This window comes from Oceaniovalibus sp. ACAM 378, assembly GCF_008085915.1.
In the GTDB taxonomy this organism is placed as follows: Bacteria; Pseudomonadota; Alphaproteobacteria; order Rhodobacterales; family Rhodobacteraceae; genus Oceaniglobus.
On sequence record NZ_VSJK01000004.1, the window covers coordinates 74,721 to 100,303 of the forward strand.

Annotated in this window: 24 protein-coding genes and 1 tRNA gene; 13 read left to right on the forward strand and 12 right to left on the reverse strand. The window is 61.4% G+C overall.

Annotated elements, in window-relative coordinates; genetic code table 11:
• The first annotated feature begins 64 nt into the window (after positions 1-64).
• Positions 65-793 (forward strand): RlmE family RNA methyltransferase, encoded by a 729-nt coding sequence (locus tag FQ320_RS06345; protein ID WP_148470857.1) that lies wholly within the window; start codon positions 65-67, stop codon positions 791-793.
• Between the two features lie 426 nt (positions 794-1,219).
• Positions 1,220-1,711: a hypothetical protein gene (locus tag FQ320_RS06350; RefSeq protein WP_148470859.1), complete on the forward strand. Its 492-nt coding sequence runs from the start codon at positions 1,220-1,222 to the stop codon at positions 1,709-1,711.
• A gap of 60 nt (positions 1,712-1,771) precedes the next feature.
• Here FQ320_RS06350 and FQ320_RS06355 read toward each other — a convergent pair whose 3' ends face one another.
• Positions 1,772-3,583, reverse strand: coding sequence for an ABC-F family ATP-binding cassette domain-containing protein (locus FQ320_RS06355; RefSeq protein WP_148470861.1), 1,812 nt, complete (start codon positions 3,581-3,583; stop codon positions 1,772-1,774).
• Between the two features lie 145 nt (positions 3,584-3,728).
• Positions 3,729-4,508 carry a GNAT family N-acetyltransferase gene (locus tag FQ320_RS06360; RefSeq protein ID WP_148470863.1) on the reverse strand — a complete coding sequence of 260 codons (780 nt, stop codon included), beginning with the start codon at positions 4,506-4,508 and terminating at the stop codon, positions 3,729-3,731.
• A gap of 110 nt (positions 4,509-4,618) precedes the next feature.
• On the opposite strand from FQ320_RS06360, the gene msrB reads away from it, so the two are divergent.
• Positions 4,619-5,011: a peptide-methionine (R)-S-oxide reductase MsrB gene (gene msrB / locus FQ320_RS06365; RefSeq protein WP_148471101.1), complete on the forward strand. Its 393-nt coding sequence runs from the start codon at positions 4,619-4,621 to the stop codon at positions 5,009-5,011.
• 506 nt (positions 5,012-5,517) lie between these two features.
• Here msrB and FQ320_RS06370 read toward each other — a convergent pair.
• Positions 5,518-6,018, reverse strand: coding sequence for an outer membrane protein assembly factor BamE (locus tag FQ320_RS06370; protein WP_255509392.1), 501 nt, complete (start codon positions 6,016-6,018; stop codon positions 5,518-5,520).
• Positions 6,019-6,098: 80 nt separating this feature from the next.
• Between FQ320_RS06370 and FQ320_RS06375 the strand changes: the two genes are divergently transcribed.
• The 8 genes from FQ320_RS06375 to FQ320_RS06410 all read left to right on the forward strand — a co-directional run bounded on the left by FQ320_RS06375 (position 6,099) and on the right by FQ320_RS06410 (position 11,766).
• Positions 6,099-6,656, forward strand: a complete 558-nt coding sequence (locus FQ320_RS06375) for a DUF177 domain-containing protein (RefSeq protein WP_148470865.1) — start codon at positions 6,099-6,101, stop codon at positions 6,654-6,656.
• Between the two features lie 173 nt (positions 6,657-6,829).
• Complete coding sequence (gene rpmF / locus FQ320_RS06380; RefSeq protein ID WP_148470867.1) at positions 6,830-7,036, forward strand: 50S ribosomal protein L32; 207 nt, start codon at positions 6,830-6,832, stop codon at positions 7,034-7,036.
• 38 nt (positions 7,037-7,074) lie between these two features.
• On the forward strand, positions 7,075-8,196 hold the full coding sequence (gene plsX / locus FQ320_RS06385; protein ID WP_148470869.1) for a phosphate acyltransferase PlsX: 1,122 nt from the start codon (positions 7,075-7,077) through the stop codon (positions 8,194-8,196).
• The gene (locus FQ320_RS06390; RefSeq protein ID WP_148470871.1) at positions 8,193-9,164 is read left to right on the forward strand and encodes a beta-ketoacyl-ACP synthase III; all 972 of its coding nucleotides are present in this window, start codon (positions 8,193-8,195) and stop codon (positions 9,162-9,164) included. Before plsX ends, FQ320_RS06390 begins: the two co-directional genes overlap by 4 nt.
• A 159-nt stretch (positions 9,165-9,323) precedes the next feature.
• On the forward strand, positions 9,324-9,626 hold the full coding sequence (gene ihfA / locus FQ320_RS06395) for an integration host factor subunit alpha (protein WP_148470873.1): 303 nt from the start codon (positions 9,324-9,326) through the stop codon (positions 9,624-9,626).
• Positions 9,627-9,632: 6 nt separating this feature from the next.
• Positions 9,633-10,496 (forward strand): MerR family transcriptional regulator, encoded by an 864-nt coding sequence (locus FQ320_RS26315; protein ID WP_255509393.1) that lies wholly within the window; start codon positions 9,633-9,635, stop codon positions 10,494-10,496.
• Positions 10,497-10,571: 75 nt separating this feature from the next.
• Positions 10,572-10,648, forward strand: a tRNA-Pro gene (locus FQ320_RS06405).
• A gap of 41 nt (positions 10,649-10,689) precedes the next feature.
• Entirely contained in the window at positions 10,690-11,766 is a 1,077-nt protein-coding gene (locus tag FQ320_RS06410) for a 2'-deoxycytidine 5'-triphosphate deaminase (protein ID WP_148470875.1), read from the forward strand.
• A 98-nt stretch (positions 11,767-11,864) separates the two neighbouring features.
• Here FQ320_RS06410 and FQ320_RS06415 read toward each other — a convergent pair whose 3' ends face one another.
• The 8 genes from FQ320_RS06415 to FQ320_RS06450 form a co-directional block, all read right to left on the reverse strand.
• Positions 11,865-12,074: a hypothetical protein gene (locus FQ320_RS06415; RefSeq protein ID WP_148470877.1), complete on the reverse strand. Its 210-nt coding sequence runs from the start codon at positions 12,072-12,074 to the stop codon at positions 11,865-11,867.
• Positions 12,075-12,093: 19 nt separating this feature from the next.
• Positions 12,094-12,744 (reverse strand): SMC-Scp complex subunit ScpB, encoded by a 651-nt coding sequence (gene scpB / locus FQ320_RS06420; RefSeq protein WP_148470879.1) that lies wholly within the window; start codon positions 12,742-12,744, stop codon positions 12,094-12,096.
• Positions 12,744-13,532 carry a ScpA family protein gene (locus FQ320_RS06425; RefSeq protein WP_148470880.1) on the reverse strand — a complete coding sequence of 263 codons (789 nt, stop codon included), beginning with the start codon at positions 13,530-13,532 and terminating at the stop codon, positions 12,744-12,746. The genes scpB and FQ320_RS06425 overlap by 1 nt, the downstream gene beginning before the upstream one ends.
• A gap of 15 nt (positions 13,533-13,547) precedes the next feature.
• Entirely contained in the window at positions 13,548-14,540 is a 993-nt protein-coding gene (gene nagZ, locus FQ320_RS06430) for a beta-N-acetylhexosaminidase (protein ID WP_148470883.1), read from the reverse strand.
• A gap of 3 nt (positions 14,541-14,543) precedes the next feature.
• A complete protein-coding gene (locus tag FQ320_RS06435) occupies positions 14,544-15,551 on the reverse strand; it encodes an SPOR domain-containing protein (RefSeq protein ID WP_148470885.1) in 1,008 nt (335 codons plus the stop codon).
• 102 nt (positions 15,552-15,653) lie between these two features.
• The gene (gene argS, locus FQ320_RS06440) at positions 15,654-17,375 is read right to left on the reverse strand and encodes an arginine--tRNA ligase (protein ID WP_148470887.1); all 1,722 of its coding nucleotides are present in this window, start codon (positions 17,373-17,375) and stop codon (positions 15,654-15,656) included.
• A gap of 112 nt (positions 17,376-17,487) precedes the next feature.
• Positions 17,488-19,452, reverse strand: coding sequence for a sodium:proton antiporter (locus FQ320_RS06445; RefSeq protein WP_148470889.1), 1,965 nt, complete (start codon positions 19,450-19,452; stop codon positions 17,488-17,490).
• A gap of 31 nt (positions 19,453-19,483) precedes the next feature.
• Positions 19,484-20,707, reverse strand: a complete 1,224-nt coding sequence (locus tag FQ320_RS06450) for a deoxyguanosinetriphosphate triphosphohydrolase (protein ID WP_148471103.1) — start codon at positions 20,705-20,707, stop codon at positions 19,484-19,486.
• Between the two features lie 86 nt (positions 20,708-20,793).
• Between FQ320_RS06450 and FQ320_RS06455 the strand changes: the two genes are divergently transcribed.
• On the forward strand, positions 20,794-21,123 hold the full coding sequence (locus tag FQ320_RS06455; RefSeq protein ID WP_148471104.1) for an iron-sulfur cluster assembly accessory protein: 330 nt from the start codon (positions 20,794-20,796) through the stop codon (positions 21,121-21,123).
• A gap of 232 nt (positions 21,124-21,355) precedes the next feature.
• Positions 21,356-22,135 (forward strand): exodeoxyribonuclease III, encoded by a 780-nt coding sequence (gene xth, locus FQ320_RS06460; RefSeq protein ID WP_148470891.1) that lies wholly within the window; start codon positions 21,356-21,358, stop codon positions 22,133-22,135.
• A 5-nt stretch (positions 22,136-22,140) separates the two neighbouring features.
• Here xth and uvrA read toward each other — a convergent pair whose 3' ends face one another.
• Entirely contained in the window at positions 22,141-24,999 is a 2,859-nt protein-coding gene (uvrA, locus tag FQ320_RS06465) for an excinuclease ABC subunit UvrA (RefSeq protein WP_148470893.1), read from the reverse strand.
• Between the last annotated feature and the right edge of the window lie 584 nt (positions 25,000-25,583).

Below are 25,583 nucleotides of genomic sequence, written 5' to 3' on the forward strand. Positions count from 1 at the left end.
GCTTGCACCCATGGTTCTTTTCCCGCCGCCAGTGTACAAGGCGGGAGCCAGACAGGAAGCGATCATGACGAAAAACCCCGGCAAAGCGCCCAGCGAAAAGAACAACAGCGGACGTGGCCAGCGCGATCTGACCATCAAGGTCAAGACGGCGCGGGGGCGCAAGCTGTCCTCGACACTCTGGCTGCAGCGGCAACTGAATGATCCCTATGTGAAAAAAGCCAACACAATGGGCTATCGCGGGCGGGCGGCATTCAAGATCCTCGAACTTGACGACAAGTATGGATTTCTCGTGTCCGGCGCGCGGATTGTCGATCTGGGCTGTGCGCCCGGCGGCTGGTGCCAGGTGGCGGCACGCCGGGTCAACGCTCTTGGCGACAGGTCAGGTCGAAAGATCGGTCGGGTTCTCGGGATCGATCTGCAAGAAATGGAGCCGATCGCGGGATGCGAGCTGCACCAGCTCGATTTCATGGCTGAGGGCGCGGATGAACAAGTCAAGGAATGGCTGGACGGACGCGCCGATGTGGTGATGTCGGACATGGCCGCCTCATCCTCGGGGCACAAGCAGACCGATCACCTGCGCATCATCGCTCTGTGCGACGCTGCCGCGCATTTCGCCTTTGACGTTCTGGAACCCGGCGGGACTTTTGTGGCCAAGGTTCTGGCCGGTGGAGCCGAGGGCGATCTGCAACGGCTGCTGAAACTGAAGTTTACAAAAGTCGTCAATGTCAAACCGCCCGCCAGCCGGGCAGACAGTTCCGAGAAATTCGTCGTGGCGACTGGCTTTCGCGGCTGACACCCACCGAACCTACACCGAAACTGCAACATCCGGTCACGCGACCACACGCGCGGTCACGCCAGCGTAACAAACTGTTTCAGATGGATTTTCTGGGCAGTTTAACGCGCGGCGCCAAAATCTTTTTCCTGTAACATTCAGGCCCTGCCCCAACGATTTTCGTTACAACAGCCCCGGCTGATTGACTTGGCACCGCCAAAAAACCCCGGTTTTCGGGGTATTATCGGGTCAGGCAGACACCCTTCTCCGGCACTCTTTTCTGTCACTTTTGTGATGTGCGCACACGCACAGTCCCATGGATCATTCCTTGGCTTTCGTTCGCCGCTGCGCAACCCACTTGTTCAACAGAGCCGGCGGGAACGACACACCGCCGCGACATTCAATCTCTTCCGCAATCACGCGGAGCCGACTTAAAGGATTAGAACCATGAAACTGAACGCATTTATCGCCGCCCTCGCCGTTGCCGCAACCGGAGCCGCAGCCCTGCCCGCCGTGGCTCAATCCGTCAGCGCCGGCGATGCACAGTTGGCCCGCTCGCTGGACGTCGCACCCGGCGCCCTGTCGCGCAGCCAGTTGATCCGCCTGGAGCAGGCTCGTGAAAATGGCGGCGCACAAGGCCGTGCCACCACAGCATTCATTCTGGCTCAAGACAAAGGCGTACGCGTATCGACAAGCGGTACCGATGTCAGCGCGACCAACCGGGCCATCCTTCTGCAAAACGCAGTTGAAGAAGGCGACACCGTATTGATCGCCCTGCGTTCGGGATCTTCACAGAACGCCACCAGCAATGATCAGCAAAGCACTTCGCCAGGCAAGGTCCAACTGGCCGCGTCCCTTGGTCTGAATGCAACCGACCACACCACTTCCGAACTGGTCGCAATCCAGACCAAGCGCATCTTTGAAGATAATTCGAAGTAAGTAAGAACGGTCTGAGTGAGTTCAGATCAGCAAGGCGTCGGGGAAACCCGGCGCCTTTTTCTATGGCTGATCCTTTTCCTCAAGCAACAACCATTCAGATTCTGCCGCAGCGAGCTTTTCCTGCCGCGCTATCAATGCTTCGGTCGCCTTGTTGAACTTGACCGGCTCGCGGGTGAACAGATCAGCGTCCATCAAAAGCTGTTCCAGCTTCGAAATCTCAGCCTCGATCCGCGCGATTTCGTCGGGCAACACATTCAGCCGGTGGGTTTCGGTGAACGATAAACCCGACTTGGCGGACTCGCGCTGTGATTCGGGTTTTCCAACCGGGCGGTTCTGTGCCGCCTCTGCGACAACAGCATCGTCCTTGCCCCGCTGGGCGCGGTAATCCGACCAGCCGCCGGCATAGGTCACGGCGCGCCCGTCCCCTTCCATCGCGATGGTCGTATCGGCCACCCGATCAAGGAAATCACGATCGTGGCTGACCAAAAGGACTGTGCCGTCATAATCGGCCAGCAAATCCTGCAACAGGTCCAGCGTTTCGACATCCAGATCGTTGGTCGGTTCGTCCAGCACCAGAACATTGCTCTGCCGCGCCATGATCCGCGCGAGCATAAGCCGCGCCTTTTCACCGCCCGAAAGCGTCCGCACCGGTGCGCGTGCCTGATCTTCGGTGAACAGAAAATCCTTGAGATATCCGACAACATGACGCGGAGTGCCGCGCACCATCACCTGATCCGCCTTGCCCGAGATCCCGATCTGCGGATCGCCAGTCAGATTCTCCCAGAGCGAAAGATCGCCCATCAATTGTTCACGGTTCTGATCGAACACCGCCAGCTCCAGATTGGTGCCGGCCTTTACCATGCCCGTGTCAGGTTCAAGTTCGCCAATCAGCATCTTCAACAGCGTGGTCTTGCCGACACCGTTCGGCCCGACAAAGGCAATCCGGTCGCCGCGCAAAATCCGCAGATCGAATGGCGCAAGGATCAACTTGTCCCCGTAAGTCTTTGAAATACCCGTGGCCTCGATCACCCGCTTGCCGCTGGCCGGACCTGCATCCAAAGCCATGGCTGCCGTGCCTTGCCGGCGGATCTGATCCGACCGCTGGGCACGCAGATCGGCCAGCGCGCGCACCCGGCCCTGATTGCGCTTGCGCCGGGCCGATATGCCCTCGACGGCCCATCTCGCCTCGGCCTTGATCTTGCGGTTCAGCTTGTGACGCTGGCTATCTTCTTCTTCCCAAAGGGTATCGCGCCATGCCTCGAAAGCATCGAAACCCTTTTCCTGCCGTCGTACCTGTCCCCGGTCGATCCAAAGGGTGGCGCGGGTCAGCGCTTTCAGGAACGCCCTGTCGTGGCTGATCAGAATGAACGCGGTCCGCGTTGTAGCCAGTTCGGCCTCAAGCCAACCAATCGCTTCAATGTCCAGGTGATTCGTCGGCTCGTCCAAAAGCATAAGCCCCGGCGCTTCCGCCAGCAGCTTGGCCAGCGCGGCGCGGCGTCGTTCACCGCCCGACGCCACGGATACGGCGCGCGACGGATCGAACTTCAACCCTTCAGCCACCATTTCGACCCGGTAAGATTCGGACGGGTCAAGACCGCTCGAGGCAAAATCGCCCAGAGTGGCGAAACCGGCCATCTCGGGCTCTTGCTCCATATATCCGACGCCGACACCGGGCGAAACCGTGCGGTTGCCGGAATCCGGCTCGACCAGCCCGGCCATCACCTTCATCAGGGTGGATTTTCCCGAACCGTTGCGGCCAACCAGCGCCACCCGGTCGTTTGGCTGTACCACAAGGTCAAGCCCGGAAAACACCGGATCGCCTCCGAAGGTCAGAGAAATATCAGAGAGTTGTAAGAGGGGTGCGCGTGCCATGGCCGCCTGCTAAGCCGCCCAGAGCGAAACGTCAACTGGGGCAACCACCCCCGACCAAGATCGCTGCCACTCGCGCCCGGCTTCTTCTTTGCAAAAATACTCCCGCCGGAGGCATCCGCCGTCATCTCCCGCGCTGCCGGTGTTTTCAGCCCGCTACTGCCCGCAGCAGGCGCGCCCGCGCTGCGGGCACCTTGGCGATTTCAAGTCCGGTGAACACATGCAGCGTGGCAAGATCCCGGTCGATCACCGCATGATCGCCGACCCATCCGCCCATCATCAGATAGGTCCGCAGCAACGGCGGCATGCCACGTTGCACCGTTCCGAAATCCGCCTCTGCGACAGCCCCCGCAGCTGTCCCCACAAGTGGCCCCGCAAGTGGCCCCGAACGGGATGGCACAGCGGCAAGCGACACGACCTCGGGCGCGCGGACCAGCGGGGCAAGGGCGGCAGGCGCTTGATGCTTTGCGGCCAGCGTCTTGAAAACATTGCGATAGCTATCGGCATCAGTGCCAGGAAATGACGAACAGCCGAACAAAAGACCGATCCCGCCGCGGTCAACCCGCCGGGTCAGCGCGCCCCAGGCCAGGCGCAGGATATCGGGGTCTGGAGCGCCGGGATGGATGCAGAATCGTCCCAATTCCAGCAACCGCCCGGTAAATCCCGCCAGCGGCTCCAGCCCATAGAACTGCGCCGCATAACTGGCACCGATCGCCCCGGCCGTCAGTTCCTGCACCCGAAAACAGCAGACCACCGCGCCCGCAGCATCTTCGATCAGGACATGTTCACAGGCCTGATCGAATCCGTCACGGTCATCGGCCGAACTGTCGCCGCGAAAGCACAAGCCGCGCAATCGCAGCACGGCGGCAAGATCAGCAGGCGTCGCGGCAAGCCGGACGGTAAGCCGGCCTCGGGCAAGGATCGTCATGCGCCCTGCCCTCCTCCGGCTTGGATACCACGCTTAAACACCCTAGATATGCTCTAACACCGGGCGCGCGACAAGCGCCCAAGGAACCGGAGAACGCAATGGACAAGACAATGGACAAAATTGAAAAGACCGATGCCGAATGGCAGGCGCAACTGTCGGAACTGGCGTATAAGGTGACGCGCAAACATGGCACCGAACGCGCTTTTTCCCATGACAACTTTCCAAAGGAAGCCGGCGAATTCGCCTGTGCCTGCTGCGGAGAGAGCCTGTTCGATCAGGCGCACAAGTTCGACAGCGGCACCGGCTGGCCCAGCTTCTGGAAACCGTCCAACCCCGAAATGGTGGGTGAGGAAACCGATCGTTCATGGTTTGCGACCCGGACCGAAGTACACTGCAACCGCTGCGCCGCACACCTTGGGCATGTATTTCCGGACGGCCCGCAACCGACGGGCCTGCGATATTGCCTGAATGGCGTCGCGCTCGAATTCAAGCCAAAGACATGACCAAAACGCTGTGCCGCGTGATTTTTCGTGCGGCACAGCGAGTTTCTTCACCAATCCGGAAACGGCCAATAAACCTGTTTTAATTAGTCCGCCAGTGGTTGGGTAACCCGATTTGACTTCGCAACCGTCGGCTGATGCGAATGAACAATGCCGAACTTTTAATCGGGCACCGGAGCCCGCGGGGTTGGTCTTTCATGCCATGGCCACGATCCCGAAGCGCCGGGGCTTTCGCTGTGCTGCATCGCCTCGCCCCTCGGAGATACACCCGCACAGAGGACGCAGGACGCGCTGCCACGGCCCGCTGGGCATTGGCGCGCGGCGGCCTTGCTGTCGGGGAATCTGTTCGCGATGCATCAAAGCGGTGGGCCGGACAGACGCGCAGCCGATCTGCTGCGTCGCTGTCTGGGTGCGCTGGGTTTTTACAGCCTGAAAATAGGCTGACTTCGCCCCGGGATACTAGGCTTAGGACAAAGTCGGAAGGTGGAGTTGACGCCGAGGCGACGACGTCAGTCGATGAACTCTCCGGCATTCAGGTTGCCGATGTTGCCAAACAACTGCTGCAGAAAGCCAACGCCCTTGACGTTGCTGTCGGTCACCCGGCGAGACAGGACGACAACGCGCCCGTCTTGCAGACCGAAGCGCTCGATGTTCTCCACCGTTCCGTCCGGGGTGAAGGAAATGGCCAGAACCTGCCGTTCGGTTTCTTCCGGCGCGCGATATGCGAAATGGCGAAAACGGCTCTGGACGTAATACCAGCCGCCGACATCCAGAACCCCGGTCGATGCCGGACGACCCACCGCAGCCGCAACCGTGTCGCGCGTATCAGCCCCCACCGAGATTTCTGCCAGATCCTCGTCATTCGGGACATAGCCGTGATTGCGATAGACCGACGTGCAGCCCGCAACGGCCAGCACCATCAGCATGGCTGTCGCCCGCACAACCGTTCCGGCCCGATTATTCCCGGCCCGATTGCCCCCGGCTTTGATGCTCCCGGCCCTGTAACCCATGTGCCGCCCCTGCTCTGCTTTTAACTTGTCGCCTTAAGGACTACAGTTTCGCTGCCCGCTGTTCAAGAATCGAAAGTGCCATGGCCGAAACCTCTGAAATCTGGTCCCATCCCGTGCGTCTTGCCGATCTGGCGAAACGACGCGCCACATCCTTTGAATTGGTCCCCGACGCCGCCACCCGCAAGGGAATTGCCGCGGCACTGGGAATCGATGCGCTCCGCAAATTGCGCTTTTCCGGCACTCTGACGCCTCAGGGTAGGCAGGATTGGGCGCTTTCGGCCACTTTGGGCGCCACGGGAGTACAGCCCTGTGTGGTGACGCTGGCCCCTGTGACCAGCCGGATCGATACTCAGGTCATCCGCTATTACATGGCCGAGCTGCCTGACCTGCCGGAAGGCGGCGAAACCGAAATGTCGGGCGATGACAACATCGAGCCGCTGCCCGCAACGCTCGATCTTGGCGCCGTCATGGTCGAATCGCTGGCGTTGGCCCTGCCCGACTTTCCCCGTGCCGAAGGTGTCGAACTCGGAACCGCCGTCTTCACCGAGCCGGGTCGCGTCCCGATGCAGGACGAAGACGCCCGCCCTTTCGCCGGATTGCGCGACGCGATGGCAGGCAAACCCGACAAGCAAGACTGAGTCCGCGCCCGAATCCACTTGCATTGCTGTGTGTTCGCGATAATGTTTACGCTCTTTTCCGGTGCTGCCCAAGCGGGGCTTGAACGCCGCGCCGTAAGCGCGTAGTGCCCCGGGAGCACAAAGAACCATTTCAGACGCCCGGGTTGCCTCGGGCCCGACACCCGAGGTTAGACATGGCCGTCCCACAGAATAAGATTACGAAATCCCGCCGCAACATGCGTCGTTCGCACGACTTCCTGACGCCAGGAAATCCTGCCGAGTGCCCGAACTGCGGCGAACTCAAGCGTCCGCATCACGTCTGCGGTGCATGCGGTCACTATGCCGAGCGTGAAGTCATCGCGCAGGCGGCTGAGGTCGATCTGGACGAAGACGCGGCATAAGCCCGCGTCACTCTCCGCGCCCGGCCCCGCCGCGCAAGATGCCTCAGAACGCACCCACCCCGCCGCCGGACGACGCTCCGGACCCTAAGGCCCCGGGACGCACGATCATCTCGGTCGACGGGATGGGCGGCGATCAGGGGCCGAAGGCGGTCGTCGAAGGCATGGCGATGTCGGCCGACAAGAATCCCGATATCGGCTTTATCCTGCACGGCGTACGCGACGTGTTGCAGCCGCTTGTCGCCCGCCACGGGCTAAGCGACCGCTGCGACATCCGCGACACCCCGGGTGTCGTGTCGATGGAGGACAAGCCAAGTCAGGTCATGCGGCACGGCAAGGATACGTCGATGTGGTCGACGATCGAAGCTGTGCGCAACGGCGAAGCCGACGTGGCCGTGTCCTGCGGCAATACCGGCGCGCTGATGGCTGTCAGCATGCTGCGCCTGCGCAAGATGGAAGGGGTAAACCGCCCCGCCATCGCCTGTCTCTGGCCGTCGCGAAATCCCGGCGGGTTCAATCTCATGCTGGACGTGGGCGCCGATATTCGCGCCGATCAGGACGATCTGTTGCAATATGCGATGATGGGCGCCTCTTTTGCCCGCAATGGTCTGGGCCTGACAATGCCGCGCATCGGGTTGCTGAATGTCGGCACCGAAGAACACAAGGGACGCGCCGAACTGAAGGCCGCCCATGAACTGATCTCTGCTGCTGCACCCTCGGGCGATTTCGACTTTGTCGGCTTTGTCGAAGGCGGCGATATCCCCAGTGACCGGGTGGATGTGATTGTCACCGACGGTTTCACCGGCAATGTCGCGCTGAAAACTGGCGAAGGCACTGCCACCCTGATTCGCGAACTCCTGCGCGAAGTCTTCGGCCACACCATTCTGTCCCGCGTCGCGGCCTTGCTGGCGCTCAGATCTCTCAAGCGGCTGCAAAAGCGCATTGATCCACGTCAGGTGAACGGTGGCGTCTTCCTTGGCCTGAACGGCACGGTGGTCAAATCTCACGGCAGCGCCGACGCAACCGGCGTGTCGGCGGCGATCAAGCTGTCGTTCAAACTGGCGCAGAACGGTTTCAACCGAAAGCTGGCCGCGCGAGTGGCGCAGGGCATGGCGCACCGGCAAGAGTTCGCTACCAATCCCGAAAACGAGGAGACGACATGACCACGCGTGCGGTTGTCCGAGGGGTTGGTCATTATCTTCCCGACCGGGTTGTCGAAAACGCCGAATTCGAAGCGACGATCGACACGTCGGATGCCTGGATCCGTTCGCGCAGCGGAATCGAGAGGCGCCATTTTGCTGCTGAGGGACAAACCACCTCTGAGATGGCCACCCGCGCCGCCCGCGCCGCGCTGGACGATGCCGGAATGGGGCCCGACGATATCGATGCGATCATCCTTGCCACCTCGACCGCCGATCTGACCTTTCCGTCGGCGGCAACGATGGTGCAGGCCAACCTTGGCATGACTCACGGTTTCGCCTTCGACATTCAGGCCGTCTGTGCCGGATTCGTCTTTGCACTGGCGAATGCCAATGCTCTGATTCTGTCCGGGCAGGCCGAACGGGTGCTGATCATCGGCGCAGAAACCTTTTCGCGGCTGATGGACTGGACCGATCGAAGCACCTGCGTGCTGTTCGGCGATGGCGCCGGCGCATTGGTGTTGGAAAAAGCAACCGGAACCGGCGCGAATACCGACCGTGGCATCCTGTCGACCGATCTGCATTCCGACGGGCGACACAGGGCAGCGCTTTACGTTGACGGCGGCGTATCCACCGGCAAGACCGGCCATCTGCGGATGGAAGGCAAGGAAGTGTTCCGTCACGCCGTCGAAAAACTGGCAGATACCGCTCACCGCGCCTTGGCCCGCGCCGGGCTGAGCAATGAAGATGTTGACTGGATGGTACCGCATCAGGCCAACCTGCGGATCATCCGCAGCACGGCGCAAAAAATGGGTCTGCCGCTGGAAAAGGTCATTCTGACCGTTCAGGACCATGGCAACACCTCGGCTGCGTCGATCCCTCTGGCCCTTTCCGTCGGCAAACAGCGCGGCCAAATCCGCGAGGGTCATCTGCTTGCGACCGAGGCAATCGGGGGCGGGCTCGCCTGGGGTTCGGTCATCCTGCGTTGGTAAGCGCCCAAATCTGCGGCCGCTTTCCCGCCAGCCCCCCGGACATCAGAGACAACACCCCCCGCAAGGTTAAGACCAGACGTTCACACCATCGCCCAAGTCATTGCGATTGACTTGTTTTCATGCAGCCGCCATGTTTGTCAAAACGGGGGAGAAACCAGAATGAGCGACAAGACTTTGACTCGGATGGACCTGAGCGAAGCGGTGTTCCGGGAAGTCGGGCTGAGCCGCAATGAATCCGCACAACTGGTGGAGAGCGTTCTGGGCCATATGTCCGACGCCCTTGCCAATGGTGAGTCCGTCAAGATTTCATCTTTCGGTACGTTCTCGGTGCGCGAAAAATCAGCCCGTGTCGGGCGCAATCCCAAGACCGGCGAAGAGGTGCCAATTCACCCCCGCCGCGTTCTCACCTTTCGCCCCTCGCACCTGATGCGTGATCGCGTGGCGGACGGCAACAAACGGTAGGAACCTGTGGTAAAATCGCCCGATGCCTTTCGCACGATAAGCGAAGTCGCCGAATGGCTGGACGTTCCGACCCATGTTCTGCGGTTTTGGGAGAGCCGGTTCACGCAGGTCAAACCCGTTAAACGTGCGGGCGGGCGGCGCTATTACCGTCCCGCCGATATGGAATTACTGGGCGGTATCAAGAAGTTACTCCACGAAGATGGGCTGACCATCCGCGGGGTCCAGAAAATACTGCGCGATGACGGGGTCCGGCATGTCTCGGACCTGTCCCATGCTGTTGACGGGCCGCCGGCCGCGCCCATTCTGCAACCCGTCCGTGCGGCGCGCGATATCACGCCCGTCTCCGCCTCCGCGGTTCCCGACGACAGTGACGATGAAAGCCCGATGGCTGTCGACGTGCCGCTTCAGCCCGAAACCGCCGAGGTCGTGGCCTTTGACCGCGAACTGCGCGGCTTAGGCCGGACGCCAGAGCCGCAGTCCGAAGAATCACTGAACCGCTGGCCCTTCGTCGACGATCCCGATGATCCACGCGCGCATCCGGACGCGTCCGGATCTGAAACCGCAGACCCTGACACGGCAGAAACTGATCCGGTCGAATCTGATCTCGCCCTGTTTGCACCGACTCCGACTGAACCGCCCGGGCCGGGGATTTCCATGCCGGAGTCCGCCGTGCCGAATCTTTCGGTCGAATCGCCCGCCCCCGCAGTGCCTCCCAGCGACGCAGAGCCCGACTCAGCCCCGTTTACCCTCTCCGGGGCCCTCGACCGCCTGCGCACCATCCCCCGTGACCGGCTGACCGAGAGGGCGGACACACTGCGCCCGCTGGTCGCCCGCCTTGCCGATCTCAGCGCACGCATGGGTTCCCGGTGATTCGACGAATAGTTCCCGGATCTACACCGATCGGCCCTTGCCACCGGGAACGGATCGGTTAAAAGCACCAGCAGTCGGGCTATAGCGCAGTCTGGTAGCGCGTCCGTCTGGGGGACGGAAGGTCGCAGGTTCGAGTCCTGCTAGCCCGACCAACAGCCCTACCATTGCTGAACCACCCAAACCGGGGGCCGATATGACTGGCGTTCTGCCCTCGCAATCCTTGCGCCGGATGATTTCCGATGGCGCAATCACCGCGACCCCCGACATTATCGATGAACAGATACAGCCCGCATCCCTTGACCTGCGACTCGGGTCTGTGGCTTGGCGTGTGCGCGCCTCCTTTCTGACCGGCGCCGGCGCCACGGTGGCGCAGCGGCTCGAAGATTTCGCGATGCACAAGGTCGATCTGACGGGCGGCGCGGTTCTGGAAAAGGGCTGTGTCTATGTCGTTCCGCTGATGGAGCATCTGGCCCTGCCCACAGGAATACAGGCCGTCGCAAACGCCAAAAGCTCGACCGGGCGGCTTGATCTCCTGACCCGCGCGGTCACCGACGGCGGCACCGAATTTGACCGGATTCCCGATGGCTATACCGGACCGCTCTATGCCGAAATCTGCCCCCGGTCGTTCTCGGTGCTGGTGCGCCCGGGAATGCGGCTGAACCAGATCCGGTTTCGGGCCGGTCAGGCCCGGCTGGATGACAGCGCCTTGCGCGCCCTTCACGCCGAAACGCCGCTGGTCGACAGCACGGCGGTGATCGACGACGGATTGGGCTTTTCGGTCGATCTGCAACCCCGCACCGGAACGCTGGTCGGCTACCGTGCCAAACCGCACACCGGGGTGATCGATCTCGACAAGCTCGCCCATTACGACCCGGCCGAGTATTGGGAGGATCTGCGCAGCGCCAGTGGCCGGATCATCCTGGACCCCGGCGCGTTCTATATTCTCGTCAGCCGCGAATCTGTTGTGATTCCGCCCTGCTATGCCGCTGAGATGGCACCGTTTCTGGCCATGGCCGGCGAATTTCGGGTGCATTATGCCGGATTTTTCGATCCCGGTTTCGGCTGGGCCGAAGCAGGCGGCGCCGGGTCGCGCGGCGTGCTTGAGGTGCGGTGTCACGAAGCACCTTTTGTGCTGGAGCACGGTCAGATCGTCGGACGGCTGGTCTATGAGCGCATGTCCGAACGGCCCGAAACACTCTATGGCAGCGGTATCGCGTCAAACTATCAGGGTCAGGGGCTGAAGCTGTCGAAACACTTCCGCGCAGAGTAATCGCAGACCCAACCGCGCCCCCTTCCCCATTTCTTCTTTGCAAAAATACTCCCGCGCGGAGCGCATCCAACGCACCGATATGCGCCGCCGCTACGGGGTCAGAACCGCCCGATCCGCCGCCCCACCCGGACCGCCTGTTTCACGCGTTTGGCGTTCTGGCGTGCCGAGCGGGCCTCGATCCGCTCCTCGGGCGTCATGTCCTCGACCGCCTTGCGCGGGCCCGCCATCCGGTTGACGCCCATGTTGATGCCCTTATTCATCACCTGCCGTGTGAGCATTCGCATGATCATGTTGATTAACTGGTTCATCGCCTCTCCCCGGCCCGGGTCACCCGGGCGTTTCCTCGTCGAACAATCCACCCTGTCCCTCGGTGTCCTCGTCGTCTTGCGACAAGATATCCGGCGGCGGGCGGTTTTCAAGCAGACCGGCCGCGCGCAACTCTTTCAGCCCCGGCAGATCGCGTGCCGATTCCAGCCCGAAGTGGTCCAGAAAATCCTGCGTCACGATGAATGTCACCGGACGCCCCGGCGTCATCCGCCTGCGTCCCAGCCGGATCCATTCCAGTTCCAGCAATTGATCGACGGTGCCGCGCGACACCGAAACACCGCGGATTTCCTCGATCTCGGCCCGTGTCACCGGCTGATGATAGGCGACGATCGACAGGGTTTCGATTGCGGCGCGTGACAGTTTGCGCAGCTCGACGGTTTCGCGCTGCATCAGAAACCCCAGATCGGGTGCCGTGCGCAGGGCCCAGGCTTCGCCCACTTTCACCACCTGCACACCGCGCCCGTCATAGCGGCGGCGCAGGTTGTCCAGCGCGCCAGAGGCATCGCAGCCGTGCGGCATTCGCGCGTTCAGATCGGCCACCGTAATCGGATTGGCGCTGGCGAACAGCACCGCCTCGACCATGCGTTCCTGCTCGCCCATTGGCGGGGCCTCGAACAGGCTTTCTTCGGATACGGGGCGGCGGTTACTCATCAGATTTCCCGTGCACGGATCTGGATCGGTTCGTACAGGCCGGATTGGCGAATGTGGATCTTGCCTGCCTTGGTCAGTTCAAGCGAGGCGGCAAAATGGCTGGCCGTGGCGCTGCGCCGACGCACCGGATCGGTCTGCCAGCCATCCGGGAGATATGACAAAAGGTCAGTCCACTCGCCCGCATATCCGATCAGCCCGCGCATACGCTCCAATGCCTCTTCCAGCGTCATCACATTGGTACGGTCCAACACAAAGGGGCGGAAATCGTCTTTGGTGCGAATCCGGGCATAGGCCTGCATCAGATCCAGCAGCGTCGCGGTATATTCGACCCGGCGCACCCGCTGGACCGCCTCGCCCTGCCCCCGGGCAAAGAAATCACGGCCCAACTGGTCACGGCCCATCAGCCGCGCGGCACAGTCACGCATGGCCGCCAGCCGTTCCAGTTGAAACGCCAGATGCGCGGCAAGATCTTCGCCAGATGGCCCCTCGTCCTTGGGATCGGGCGGCAGCAAAAGGCGCGACTTGAGAAATGCCAACCAGGCCGCCATGACCAGATAATCTGCGGCCAGTTCGATGCGGAGCGCCGTGGCTGTCTCGACGAAATGCAGGTATTGCCGCGCCAGTGCCAGCACCGAAATCTGCCGCAGATCGACCTTTTGCGTCCGCGACAGGGTCAGCAGAAGGTCGAGCGGCCCCTCGAACCCGTCAACGTCAACAATCAGCGCCTCGGCGGCCAGCCGTTCGGCGACAGGATCGAAAATGATGTCGTCTTCTGCGCTGTCAGCCATTCACCAGCCCGCCCATCAGACCAGCCCTGTCATCAAGCCCGCAAGTTCGGCCTCGGCAGACGGAATGTCAATCTCGGCGGGCGAGCGGCGCCTGGCAAGCGCACTCTCGGCACGACCGGCGGCCTTGGGGGTGAATTCGGGCACCACACCGGCCAGCACCCGGCGCTCGGGCAGATCGCCATTGCAATGCAACACCAGATCGCAGCCGGCATCCAGCGCCGCAAGGGCACGTTCAGTGATGCTGCCGCCCAGTGCCTCCATCGAGATGTCATCGGTCATCAGCAGGCCGTCAAAGCCGATCTCACGGCGGATGATGTCGATCAATACCGGCGACACAGTGGCGGCGCGTGCGTCCAGTGCGGAAAACAGCATATGTGCCGTCATCGCCATGGGCAAATCGGCCAGCGCACGGAAGGGCACGAAATCACTTGCCGTCAGGGTGTCGTGATCGGCGTCGCTGACCGGCAGATTGATATGGCTGTCAACCCGGCCACGCCCGTGCCCCGGTATGTGTTTCATCACCGGCAAGACACCGGCGTCCAGCAGACCGTCGGACAGCGCGCGGGCCATGGCGGTGACAATCTGGGCGTTGTCGCCGAAACACCGGTTGCGCAGAAACGGGTGGGTGTCCGGCGTCGCCACATCGCAGGTCGGCGCGCAGTTCACGTCGATCCCGACGCGGCGCAGTTCATCGCCGATCAACAACCCGCGCAGATACATTGCCCGGCTTGATCCGCCCGAGGCCGCAACATGATCAAGCGGTGGCAGCCACTGGCGCCAGTGCGGCGGAGCCATCCGCTGAACCCGCCCGCCCTCCTGATCGATCATGATCGGCGCGTCACGCCCCAGCGCCTCGCGGATCGACGCGCAAAGCGCGGCAACCTGTGGCGGTGAATCGATATTGCGGGCAAACAGGATCACACCCCAAGGGGCGGCATCGCGCAAGAAGGCCGTTTCGTCAGGCGCAAGCGCCAGACCATCGACCCCGACCGTGAATGCACGCACCATGGATCAGCGCACCACCACGGGGATGCAATCGGCCTTGTCGGCCATCAGGGCCGAACAGAACCGCCGCGCATCGCTCAGGTCATCGAACCCCATGGCGCGCAGACGATAGAACGTCTTGCCGCCCGATTGCGCCCGCTGCACGACTCGCTGCTTGCCGGTAAAGAAGGCCTCGAACCGGCCACCGATCTTGTCCCACTGGGCGCGGGCAACCTCGGCGGATTCGAAGGCGCCCAGTTGCACCAGACGGGTGCCCGACGGGATGCTGTCGGCGGAAATTTCCATATCGGCCGAAACGGTGGCCACGTTGACCGGGGTTTCAACCGCTGCGAGTCGCAGATCGCTGGGCCTTGATGGCGGGCGGGGCGAACGGCGCAGCCCGGCCTCGTCACGCTGCGCCGAAGGCTCGCTTAACGGCACGACGCCTTCGGACAGCGCCTCGGCCAGGGCAAGCGCGTCGGCCCGCGGATCGCCGGTCAGTTCGGGCAGGACAACGTCGGCATCATCGCTCGACAGAGCCTCGGCGACGGCCATATCGGTGGCCAGCGCGTCTTCGGGCACATCTTGAAAATCGATCGGCGCGTCGGCGGTGTCGTTTGCGGTTTCACTTGCGGTGTCGCTTGCGGGCGGTGGTGCCTGATCCAGAACCGGACGCGGCAGTTTTGGCTGCGGCAGATCCTCGGCCGCCAGATTCAGCGGCGCAGGGGCAAGGATCACTGACTCAGCCGGACCGCCCGCCAGACCCGCGGCTGCCACCTGATTGACCGAAAGCCCTTGATGTGCGGCATTGGTTCCGCCGGGGTTCTCGGGCGCGACACGCACCGGACCTTCCAGCGCCCGGACCACCGGAACACCGGTCACATCCCGCACCAACAACTTGTAGCCCCAGACGCCCGCGCCCAGAATCAAGCCCAGCGACAACAGCCCGCCGGCCCAGTTCGCTGCGGATTGCACCGCACGCGCCCGGGTCCCGGGCACTTCATCCCGGTCCGCGTCGTTGTAAACGTCCGCCATAATTTGCCTCACTGCTCGCACCGTCGGGCGCCAGAAACGGCGCGAATACCGCGATGTCTTCTTTAAAACTGCCTGCGTCCTAGCCTGCCGGGCACCTGTTGATCAGCGCATTTCTTCGACGGGCGTTACGCCCAGAATACCAAGACCTGCGGAAATGACAACGAAAACGGCACGCGGCAGGGCAATTTTGCCACGAGTCGCCTCAGGATCGCCGTCTTGCAGGAACCGCACCCCATGCTGTTCGCTGCCACGGTTCCAAAGGGCATGGAAATCCGACGCCAGTTCATAGAGGTAAAAGGCGATCCGGTGCGGTTCGTTGTTGCGCGCAGCGATCTCGACCAGACGCGGCCATTCGGCCAGTTTTCGCGCCACAGCGAACTCCGAAGCATCGCTGATCACCGGTGCGCCGGTCAGATCAACTCCCTGATCGGCCGCCTTGCGCAAGACCGAATGGATCCGCGCACTGGCATATTGGACATAGAAAACCGCGTTATCCTTGGACTGTTCCACGACTTTGGAAAAATCGAAATCCAGCGGCGCGTCGTTCTTGCGCGTCAGCATGGTGAACCGTGTGACATCCGCGCCGACTTCTTCGACCACATCGGCAAGCGTGACAAAGGTTCCCGCCCGTTTGGACATCTTGAACGGCTCGCCGTTCTGGTACAGTTTCACCAGTTGCGTCAGCTTGACGTCCAGCGAGACGCGGCCATCGGACAAAGCAGCCACTGCCGCCTTCATCCGCTTGACATAGCCGCCATGGTCGGCGCCCAGAACATCAATCAGCTCATCAAAGCCACGCTGAATCTTGTCAAAGTGATAGGCAATATCGGGCGCAAAATATGTCCAGGATCCGTCGTGTTTCTGCACCGGGCGATCCACGTCATCGCCATGGGCGGTCGAGCGGAACAGGGTCTGTTCGCGCGCCTCCCAGTCATCGGGCAACTTGCCCTTGGGCGGCTCCAGCGTGCCTTCATAAATCAGCCCCTTGGAGCGCAGATCATCAATCGACGCCTCGATCAGGCCGGTCCCATACAGGGATTTCTCGGAATAAAAACTGTCCATCACCACGCCCAGCCGGGCCAGATCGGCACGGATCAGGCCCATCATCGCGTCAGTTGAGAATTCGCGCACATCCTGAAGCCAGACCTGTTCGTCCTTGTCGACATAGGCATCGCCGACTTTCGCCTTCAGCGCCTCGCCCACTTCAATCAGGTAATCGCCGGGATAGGTGCCCTCGGGCCAGTCAACGCTCAGGTCATGCGCCTCAAGATACCGCAGGTACACCGACCGGGCCAGAACATCGACCTGCGCGCCGCCGTCGTTGATGTAATATTCCCGCGTCACATCCCAACCGGCATAATCCAGCAGCGAAGCCAGAGCATCGCCAAACACCGCGCCCCTTGTGTGTCCCACATGCAGCGGGCCGGTGGGGTTGGCGCTGACGTATTCCACCAGCACGCGACGCCCTGCCCCCATATCCGACCGGCCATAGTCCGGATCACCAAGGATCGCGGTCACCACCCCGGTCCAGACCTCGGGCATCAGCCGCAGGTTCAGAAACCCCGGCCCCGCCACATCGGCGCTTTCGATGCGTGGATCGGCCAGCAGATGCGCGGCCAGCGCGATGGCTATGTCACGCGGTTTCATTCCCGAGGGCTTGGCCAGCACCATCGCCGCATTGGTCGCCATGTCGCCATGGGCCGCATCGCGCGGCGGTTCGACCGCGACCTGCGCCATCTCAAGCCCCGCGGGCAGCGCGCCTTCGGCAACCATGGCTTCAAGCGAGTTGATCACAAGCGCGCGGATATCGGCAAACAGGTTCATCGGTCATGTCCTCAGGGGTTGACGGCGGTTTATCACGCGACGGCACGGGGTCAACTCGTCACCGGACCAGCCGTCACGCTGCGCCGACCGGGTTATACCGGATCGCCGGATCTCAACCCTGTTCGGTGCCCCCGTCCGTCTCCTTGCGCTTTTTCGCACCCGGCGCACCGCTTGGCGCGGTGTCGCCCTTTTCAGCGCGGGCAATTTTGACCGCGACCTGCTCATCGGCGGGCGCGCCGTCGGCTTCGGTTTCCTGTGTCTGGATGTTTTCGGTTCCCGGCGGGACCATCGTGATCAGCCGCATATCAGGCTTGCCCGAGAAATCCTTGGTCAGCTTTTTCCACAACAGATGAAATTCCCCGGCGTCGTCGATGTGACCCAGAATGATTGCCTCGGGGCGCAGGGCGCGCCAGTCGTCCAGCCCAAATTCCTCGGTCAGGCGCGTGGCACGGAATTTCCACCCCTCCCACATGAGCCGGCTCATGCCGTTATAGGTTTCGCCACCACTGAACTCTTGCCCACCAAGCGAGGCGGGAAGTTGATTGCGGGTGAATTCGGATTTCTCACGGGTCAGTTGCCAGACCTTTTCACGCCCGAATTCAGGCGCAAGATCCGTTGCAACCAGCGTGTTATAAGCGTCGTTGTCCGTTGCCGTGATCACCGTGTCGAACCGGTTGATCTCGACCCGGTGCTCGGCGACCTCTGACAGAATATCGCCAAAGAACGTCGGGATATCCGCCGCCCGGGCGCGGGCCAGATGACTGCGGTTCGGATCGGCGATCAGCACGGGAATGTCATGTTTGGCCAGCACCTCGGCCAGACCGACCGACCAGCGCGATCCGCCAACGATCAACAGCCCGGGCTTTTCCGACGCAACCAGCCCGAGCCAGCGCGCCATCGGCGCCAGCGTGAACCCGTGCAACACCACCGTCACCGCAACCAGCACAAACGACATCGGCCCGATCAGCGCGCCATCGGCGACCCCCAGATCGGCCAGCCGTGTGCCGAACAACCCCGCCACCGCCACCAGAACCACGCCGCGCGGCCCGGTCAGCGCCACAAGCAACCGTTCCTTCATTGGCAGAGAGGTAAACGCCAGCGCGATCATCACCGTCAGTGGCCGCGCCACCAGCACCACCAGCGCCACAAACAGCCCCGCGCGCCAAGTCAACTGCCCCAGCGCTGCGAAATCCAGCGATGCGGCCAGCAGGATAAACACCCCGGACACCAAAAGAACCGTCGCATGTTCCTTGAAGCGGCGCAGCTCTTCGTAGCTGGCCAGCCCCGAATTTGCGATAACGATCCCCATCACCGTCACCGCCAACAGCCCGCTTTCGTGCAGCACTGCATCCGATGCGGCAAAGGTGCCCAACAGCGTCACGAAAAGCAGCGGCACCTTCATGTATTCCGGCACCCAGGCGCGTTTATAAGACCGTGCAAGGCCCCAACCTGCGGCCAGCCCCAAGGCCGTCGCCACGCCGATACCAAAGAAGAATGCGCCAACCGCATCGCCTGCCGTCGTAGCGGTGTTCAGCACCAGAACGACGGTAAAGGCCAGAACCGCCGCCAGCGCGCCCAGCGGATCGTTGACGATCGCCTCCCATTGCAACAGGGCGGCGGGGCGACGCGACAGACGCGCCGTGCGTAAAAGTGGGGCGATCACCGTCGGACCGGTAACGATCATGATGCCACCGAACACCGCAGCGCTTTCCCATGACAGCCCCGCCCCCCAGCGCAGCGCAAGCGTACTGGTCAGCCAGCCAACCGGCGCTCCGATGAACACCAGCCGCCGTACCCCTTCGGCAGCGTCACGCAGGGACTGAAAGTTCAGGGTCAGACCGCCCTCGAACAGGATCACCGCAACGGCAAGCGAAATCATCGGCCCGGTCAGTGGCCCGATATCGCGCATCGGATCGAAAATTCCGGTGACCGGTCCGGCCAGAACGCCAATCGCCAGCATGAACACGATGGCAGGCATGCGCAGCTTCCACGCCAGCCATTGCGCGCCGACGCCCAGCACCCCGACGAGAGCGATTGCCTGTACCGGGCTTATCGCGCCCTCGGTGCCGGTTGCCATTGATCATCCCTTCAATCTGTTCGCGGCCCGATCAAGGCACAATTCGCCCGCCCAGCACATGCGGCGTCGCCGTGCCCGCGCCCAGATCACTCCCGCCGCACAGGCGAACATGGGCCTGAATCGCGAACCGGTCGGTCATTCCCGAGATGTAATCCACAACGATGCGTGCCAGTTCCGTCTCGGTCGTCGCTTCGGCGACATCTTTTCTCCACTGCCGGGGCAATTGCGACGGATCGGACATATAGAGCGGGAAAAGATCGTTGATCTTTGCGGTCACCTCGGTGCGCATTTCCACCACTTTCGGTGCGCGGTACATGCGGTGAAACAGGAAATCCCGGATCACCTTGAGATCGCGCCAGACAGGATCGGAAAACCGCACCACGGGCCGCCCGGCATCACGCACTGCCTGTGCGCTTTGCGGCGACACCTCTTCCAGCACCAGCCGCGCCTGCGCGATCACATCCTCGACCAACAGGCCAAAGAACCGGCGCAGCGCCTCGTGCCGACGTCTATAGTAATTCAGATCGGGATACAGCGCATCGACCCGTTCAAAACATGGACCCAACAGCGGCATTGCGGCCAGTTCATCGGTGGAAAACAACTCGGCGCGCAAACCATCATGCAGATCGTGGTTGTTATAAGCGATATCGTCGGCAAGTGCGGCGACCTGCGCCTCGGGGCCTGCGAAACTGTGCAACTCAAGATCGTGGCGCTCGTTATATCCGGCCAGCGCATAGGGAACCGGCTCGCCCACAACGCCGTCGCCCGGGCGGGGCGCAACAGGACCGTTGTGTTTCGCGATCCCCTCCAACGTCTCCCACGTCAGGTTCAGCCCGTCGAATTCGGCATAGTGCCGCTCCAATGACGTAACGATGCGGATTGCCTGTGCGTTGTGATCGAACCCGCCATAGGGCGCCATCAGTTCGGCCAGCGCCTCTTCACCGGTGTGGCCAAACGGGGGGTGGCCCAGATCGTGGGCCAGAGCAATCGCCTCGGTCAATTCGCCGTTCAGCCCCAGAACACCGGAAATCGTGCGCGCAACCTGCGCAACCTCGATGCTATGGGTCAGGCGGGTGCGGAAATAGTCACCCTCGTGTTCGATGAACACCTGTGTCTTGTGTTTCAGCCGCCGAAACGCGCTGGCATGGATGATCCTGTCCCGGTCGCGCTGAAAACAGCTGCGGAACGCCGACTCTTCCTCTGGGTACAGCCTGCCCCGGCTGTTTTCGGGCCGTGTTGCAAAGACCGCTTTCATTGTCATGCCCGTTCTTGTGACCCAGTGTTGGTGAGCATATATTGCAAGCCAAGCCCAAGTAAAACGCGAAAGGCCATGCGATGGACCTGACCCTACCCCCACAAGTCACCGACCGCGCCTTTGCCCGGCTGGCCGAAATCAACGAATCCGCCGATGCCCCTCAAGCCCTGCGCGTCGCCGTCGACGGCGGCGGATGCTCGGGCTTTCAATACGAGATCCGGCTGGATGTCGCCCCCGAGGCCGACGATCTGGTGTTGGAAAAGGACGGGCAACGCGTGTTTGTCGATTCCATCTCGCTGCCGTTCCTGTCAAATGCGGTGATCGACTTCTCCGAAGAGCTGATCGGCGCGCGGTTTGTCATCAACAACCCCAATGCAACATCCTCTTGCGGTTGCGGCACATCGTTTTCAATGTAACCCGCGTTTTCCCAGCTTGCGACGGGCCGCGCGGCGCCGTCGGCGCTGGATCGAGTCAGTTTGACCTGAATGTCATCATTCCATGCGGACAGACCTGATAACAACGGGTTGCGGTCGTCTGGGCCAGCGGCCTGCCCTTGGCCGTCACAATCGAAACGCTTATGGTTCTGATGCACGAATGCTTGATTTGCCCGGTGCTCTGCGCAACAAGGCGGGCAAAACAGGAGCCAACATGAGAATTGCCACCTTCAACATCAACGGCATCAAGGCGCGGATCGGCGCCCTTTCCGATTGGCTGGCCGAAAGCGCGCCGGATGTGGCGATCCTGCAGGAAATCAAATCAGTCAACGAGAACTTCCCAACAGAACACTTTGAAGACATGGGATATTCTGTTCACCTGCATGGACAGAAATCGTTTAACGGTGTGGCGATCCTATCGAAGCTGCCGCTTGAAGATGTGACCACTGGTCTGCCCGGCGACAACGAAGACGAGCAGGCCCGCTGGATCGAAGCGACGGTGATCGGCGAAAAGCCCATCAAGCTCTGCGGGTTGTACCTGCCCAACGGCAATCCGGCACCGGGGCCGAAGTACGACTATAAAATGGCATGGATGGAGCGTTTGCACGCCCGGGCCGAACAACTTCTGCAAGATGAAGAAACCGCCCTAATGTGCGGCGATTACAACATTATCCCACAAGACGAAGACGCTGCTCGCCCCGATGCCTGGCGCGAAGATGCTTTGGGCCTGCCTGCGTCGCGCGACGCCTATCGCCGCATTCTGAACCTCGGGTTCACCGAAGCATTCCGCGCCAGAACCCAAGGCGGCGGGCATTATTCATTCTGGGACTATCAGGCAGGCGCCTGGAACCGCAACGATGGTATCCGCATCGACCACTTCCTGTTGACCCCGCAATGCGCTGATCTGCTTGCAAATTGCTGGATTGAGTCCGAATTGCGCGGCCGCGAGAAACCCTCAGACCATGTTCCGGTCTGGATCGAACTCGCGGCCTGAACCGGCTACTCCGCCGCCACCCTGCGCGACAACAACATAGGCTTCAGGTACCGCCCGGTATGACTCTCGGGCGCCTCGGCCACCTGTTCGGGCGTGCCGGTCGCCACAATCATGCCACCGCCGTCGCCGCCTTCGGGGCCGATGTCGATAATCCAGTCGGCGGTTTTTATCACGTCGAGATTATGCTCGATCACCACGACAGAATTGCCCTGATCCACCAGTTCGTGCAGCACTTCCAACAGCTTGCGCACATCCTCGAAATGCAGTCCGGTGGTCGGCTCGTCCAGAATATACAGCGTGCGACCCGTCGACCGTTTCGCAAGCTCCTTTGACAGTTTGACGCGCTGCGCCTCGCCCCCGGACAGTGTGGTCGCCTGCTGGCCGACCTTGATATAGCCAAGCCCGACACGCATCAGAGCATCCATCTTTTCCCGAATGCTGGGAACGGCCTTGAAAAACTCCTGAGCCTCTTCAACCGTCATATCAAGAACGTCTGCTATACTCTTGCCCTTGAACCGAATTTCCAAAGTCTCGCGGTTATACCGCTTGCCCTTGCACGTCTCGCATTCGACATAGACATCCGGCAAAAAGTGCATTTCAATCTTGATGACCCCGTCACCCTGACAAGCCTCGCACCGCCCACCCTTGACATTAAAGCTGAACCGTCCGGGCTTGTATCCCCGCGCTTTCGACTCGGGCAGACCCGAAAACCAATCGCGGATCGGAGTGAAGGCTCCGGTGTAAGTCGCTGGATTCGAACGAGGAGTCCGTCCGATCGCGCGCTGGTCGATATCGATGACCTTGTCCAGATGCTCCAACCCCTTGATCGTTTCGCAAGGTGCCGGAGTCTGATGCGCGCCGTTCAGACGCATGCTGGCGGTCTTGAATAAGGTTTCAATGGTCAGCGTCGACTTCCCACCACCCGAAACGCCGGTCACACAGAGGAACAATCCCAACGGGAATTCTGCCGTTATATCATGCAGGTTGTTGCCACTGGCGCCGACCACCGTCACCTTTTTCTTGTTCCCCTTGCGTCGCTTTTCGGGCACCGCAATTTCGCGCTTGCCGGTCAGATATTGCCCGGTGACGCTCGCATCATTCGCCATAATTTCGGCCGGCGTACCTTGTGCCACCACCCGACCACCATGCACACCAGCGCCGGGACCGATGTCAAAAACATAGTCGGCCTCGCGGATCGCTTCTTCGTCATGTTCGACCACGATCACGGTATTGCCCTGATCGCGCAGGTTTTTCAGCGTCCCGAGCAACCGGTCGTTGTCGCGCTGGTGCAGCCCGATGGAAGGTTCGTCGAGCACATAGAGCACGCCGGTCAGCCCCGAACCGATCTGACTGGCAAGTCTGATCCGTTGTGATTCACCGCCAGAAAGCGTGCCGGCATTGCGCGACAGCGTCAGATACTCCAGCCCGACATTGTTAAGGAAACCAAGACGTTCGCGGATCTCTTTAAGAATAGCGCGGGCAATCTCGTTCTTCTGTTTGGTCAGATGGTCGGGCACGGTCTGACACCATTCAAATGCGTCGCGGATCGACATCTGAACCACTTCACCCGCATGCAGCCCGGCGATTTTCACCGCCAGAGCCTCGGGGCGCAGCCGGAAACCGCCACAGGCTCCGCAGGGGCGATTGTTCTGAAACCGCTCGAACTCTTCGCGAATCCAAGCCGAATCCGTCTCGCGATAACGCCGCTCCATATTGGGGATCACCCCCTCGAAGGCACGAGAAACCTGATACACTCGCCCACCCTCGTCATAGCGGAATGAGATCTCCTCGTCCCCCGATCCGCGCAGAAACACCTGCTGGACCTTTTCGGACAAGTCTTTCCATTTGGTATTCTGATCGAATGAATAATGCTTCGCAATAGATTGAATAGTCTGGAGAAAGTAGGGAGACTTACCTTTTCTCCAAGGCGCCAGCGCACCGTCGGAGATTTTCAGAGACTGGTCGGGCACCACCAGCCTTTCGTCAAAAAACAGCTCGACCCCAAGACCGTCGCATACCGGACAAGCCCCGAATGGGGCGTTGAACGAAAACAGCCGCGGTTCGATTTCCGGGATCGTGAAACCGCTGACCGGACAAGCGAACTTCTCGGAAAACGTGATCCGTTCGGATTCGCCTTCGTTCGGCGCGGTTTCCAACACTGCGATTCCGTCCGCCAGGTCCAGCGCAGTGCGAAACGAATCCGCCAGGCGAGTTTCCAGGCCTTCGCGCACCACCAGACGGTCGACCACAACGTCGATGTCATGGCGGAATTTCTTGTCCAGCGTCGGCGGTTCGTCCAGCTCATAGAACTGCCCATCGACCTTGACGCGCTGGAACCCCTGCTTGCGTAACTCGATGAATTCTTTTCGGTATTCCCCCTTGCGATCGCGCACGATGGGGGCCAGAAGATAGCCCCGCGTGCCCTCCTCCATCGTCATGATGCGGTCGACCATGTCCTGCACCTGCTGCGCCTCGATCGGCAGACCGGTCGCGGGCGAAAACGGCGTTCCGGCGCGCGCAAACAACAAGCGCATATAGTCATAGATTTCGGTCACGGTGCCGACGGTCGAACGGGGGTTCTTGCTCGTTGTCTTTTGTTCGATGCTGATCGCCGGTGACAGCCCGCTGATGTGATCCACATCGGGTTTCTGCATCATGTCGAGAAATTGCCGCGCATAGGCCGACAGCGATTCGACATAGCGCCGCTGCCCCTCCGCATAGATCGTGTCGAAGGCGAGCGAGGATTTCCCCGACCCCGACAGCCCGGTGATCACCACAAGCTGATCGCGCGGAATGTCCACATCGATGGATTTCAGGTTGTGTTCGCGCGCACCGCGCACTTCGATCATCTTTAGCTCGGGCATGGGCCATCCCCTGGTTTCGGCCAGACTGGCCGGTTTGGACGTGTCGCAAGTACATAGGCGACACTCGGCGATCCGCCAGCCCCGCTTTAGAACATTAACAGAACATTTACCATTTAATCAGACAGTGGTCCCGATCTTTCTGCGGGGAAGCCCGATTCTCTTGGGGACAAGAAAGGAAGTAACAGCACCGCGCAGCGCCAGAACCATTGCCAACGTCATCAATCCGATCAGTCAGGCCCCCAGTGTCAGGGCGAAGATCGGGGCACCTATGGCCGTTCACAGATTTCCCAGTTGAGCAATGGTGCCATTGGCCGTGCCCGGTCGCCGGGCCGCTCGTTCAGGGCGGGAATGGCAGTAAGACAGGCGCTAGGAACAAGGCCAATGATTGGAAACAGTATCAGGAGCAGAACAGTTGCATGAACGGGAAAATCCAAATCGCAGCGGCCAGTCCGGCGGTCCGCAGAACCCCGCAAGGGTTACGATTTGCGGAGCGAAGCGCCGTGCATTGGCAGAACGAAGTCCGGTGGGCTTGCCGATTGCAACGGAAGAAGCGTCAACAAAGCCATAAAGGTGATTGGATGCCA

Bases quoted from the DNA above. Each gene is read 5' to 3' on its own strand.
- nagZ (WP_148470883.1), bottom strand. From the start codon at position 14,540: ATGGTGCGTGCATTCACGGTCGGGGTCGATGGTCTGGCGCTTGCGCCT.
- FQ320_RS06415 (WP_148470877.1), bottom strand. From the start codon at position 12,074: ATGAACCAGTTAATCAACATGATCATGCGAATGCTCACACGGCAGGTG.
- uvrA (WP_148470893.1), bottom strand. From the start codon at position 24,999: ATGCCCGAGCTAAAGATGATCGAAGTGCGCGGTGCGCGCGAACACAAC.
- FQ320_RS06410 (WP_148470875.1), top strand. From the start codon at position 10,690: ATGACTGGCGTTCTGCCCTCGCAATCCTTGCGCCGGATGATTTCCGAT.
- FQ320_RS06360 (WP_148470863.1), bottom strand. From the start codon at position 4,508: ATGACGATCCTTGCCCGAGGCCGGCTTACCGTCCGGCTTGCCGCGACG.
- FQ320_RS06450 (WP_148471103.1), bottom strand. From the start codon at position 20,707: ATGAAAGCGGTCTTTGCAACACGGCCCGAAAACAGCCGGGGCAGGCTG.
- FQ320_RS06375 (WP_148470865.1), top strand. From the start codon at position 6,099: ATGGCCGAAACCTCTGAAATCTGGTCCCATCCCGTGCGTCTTGCCGAT.
- FQ320_RS06390 (WP_148470871.1), top strand. From the start codon at position 8,193: ATGACCACGCGTGCGGTTGTCCGAGGGGTTGGTCATTATCTTCCCGAC.
- FQ320_RS06445 (WP_148470889.1), bottom strand. From the start codon at position 19,452: ATGGCAACCGGCACCGAGGGCGCGATAAGCCCGGTACAGGCAATCGCT.
- scpB (WP_148470879.1), bottom strand. From the start codon at position 12,744: ATGAGTAACCGCCGCCCCGTATCCGAAGAAAGCCTGTTCGAGGCCCCG.
- argS (WP_148470887.1), bottom strand. From the start codon at position 17,375: ATGAACCTGTTTGCCGATATCCGCGCGCTTGTGATCAACTCGCTTGAA.
- FQ320_RS06345 (WP_148470857.1), top strand. From the start codon at position 65: ATGACGAAAAACCCCGGCAAAGCGCCCAGCGAAAAGAACAACAGCGGA.
- xth (WP_148470891.1), top strand. From the start codon at position 21,356: ATGAGAATTGCCACCTTCAACATCAACGGCATCAAGGCGCGGATCGGC.
- msrB (WP_148471101.1), top strand. From the start codon at position 4,619: ATGGACAAAATTGAAAAGACCGATGCCGAATGGCAGGCGCAACTGTCG.
- FQ320_RS06350 (WP_148470859.1), top strand. From the start codon at position 1,220: ATGAAACTGAACGCATTTATCGCCGCCCTCGCCGTTGCCGCAACCGGA.
- FQ320_RS06425 (WP_148470880.1), bottom strand. From the start codon at position 13,532: ATGGCTGACAGCGCAGAAGACGACATCATTTTCGATCCTGTCGCCGAA.
- rpmF (WP_148470867.1), top strand. From the start codon at position 6,830: ATGGCCGTCCCACAGAATAAGATTACGAAATCCCGCCGCAACATGCGT.
- FQ320_RS06370 (WP_255509392.1), bottom strand. From the start codon at position 6,018: ATGGGTTACAGGGCCGGGAGCATCAAAGCCGGGGGCAATCGGGCCGGG.
- ihfA (WP_148470873.1), top strand. From the start codon at position 9,324: ATGAGCGACAAGACTTTGACTCGGATGGACCTGAGCGAAGCGGTGTTC.
- FQ320_RS06355 (WP_148470861.1), bottom strand. From the start codon at position 3,583: ATGGCACGCGCACCCCTCTTACAACTCTCTGATATTTCTCTGACCTTC.
- FQ320_RS06435 (WP_148470885.1), bottom strand. From the start codon at position 15,551: ATGGCGGACGTTTACAACGACGCGGACCGGGATGAAGTGCCCGGGACC.
- plsX (WP_148470869.1), top strand. From the start codon at position 7,075: ATGCCTCAGAACGCACCCACCCCGCCGCCGGACGACGCTCCGGACCCT.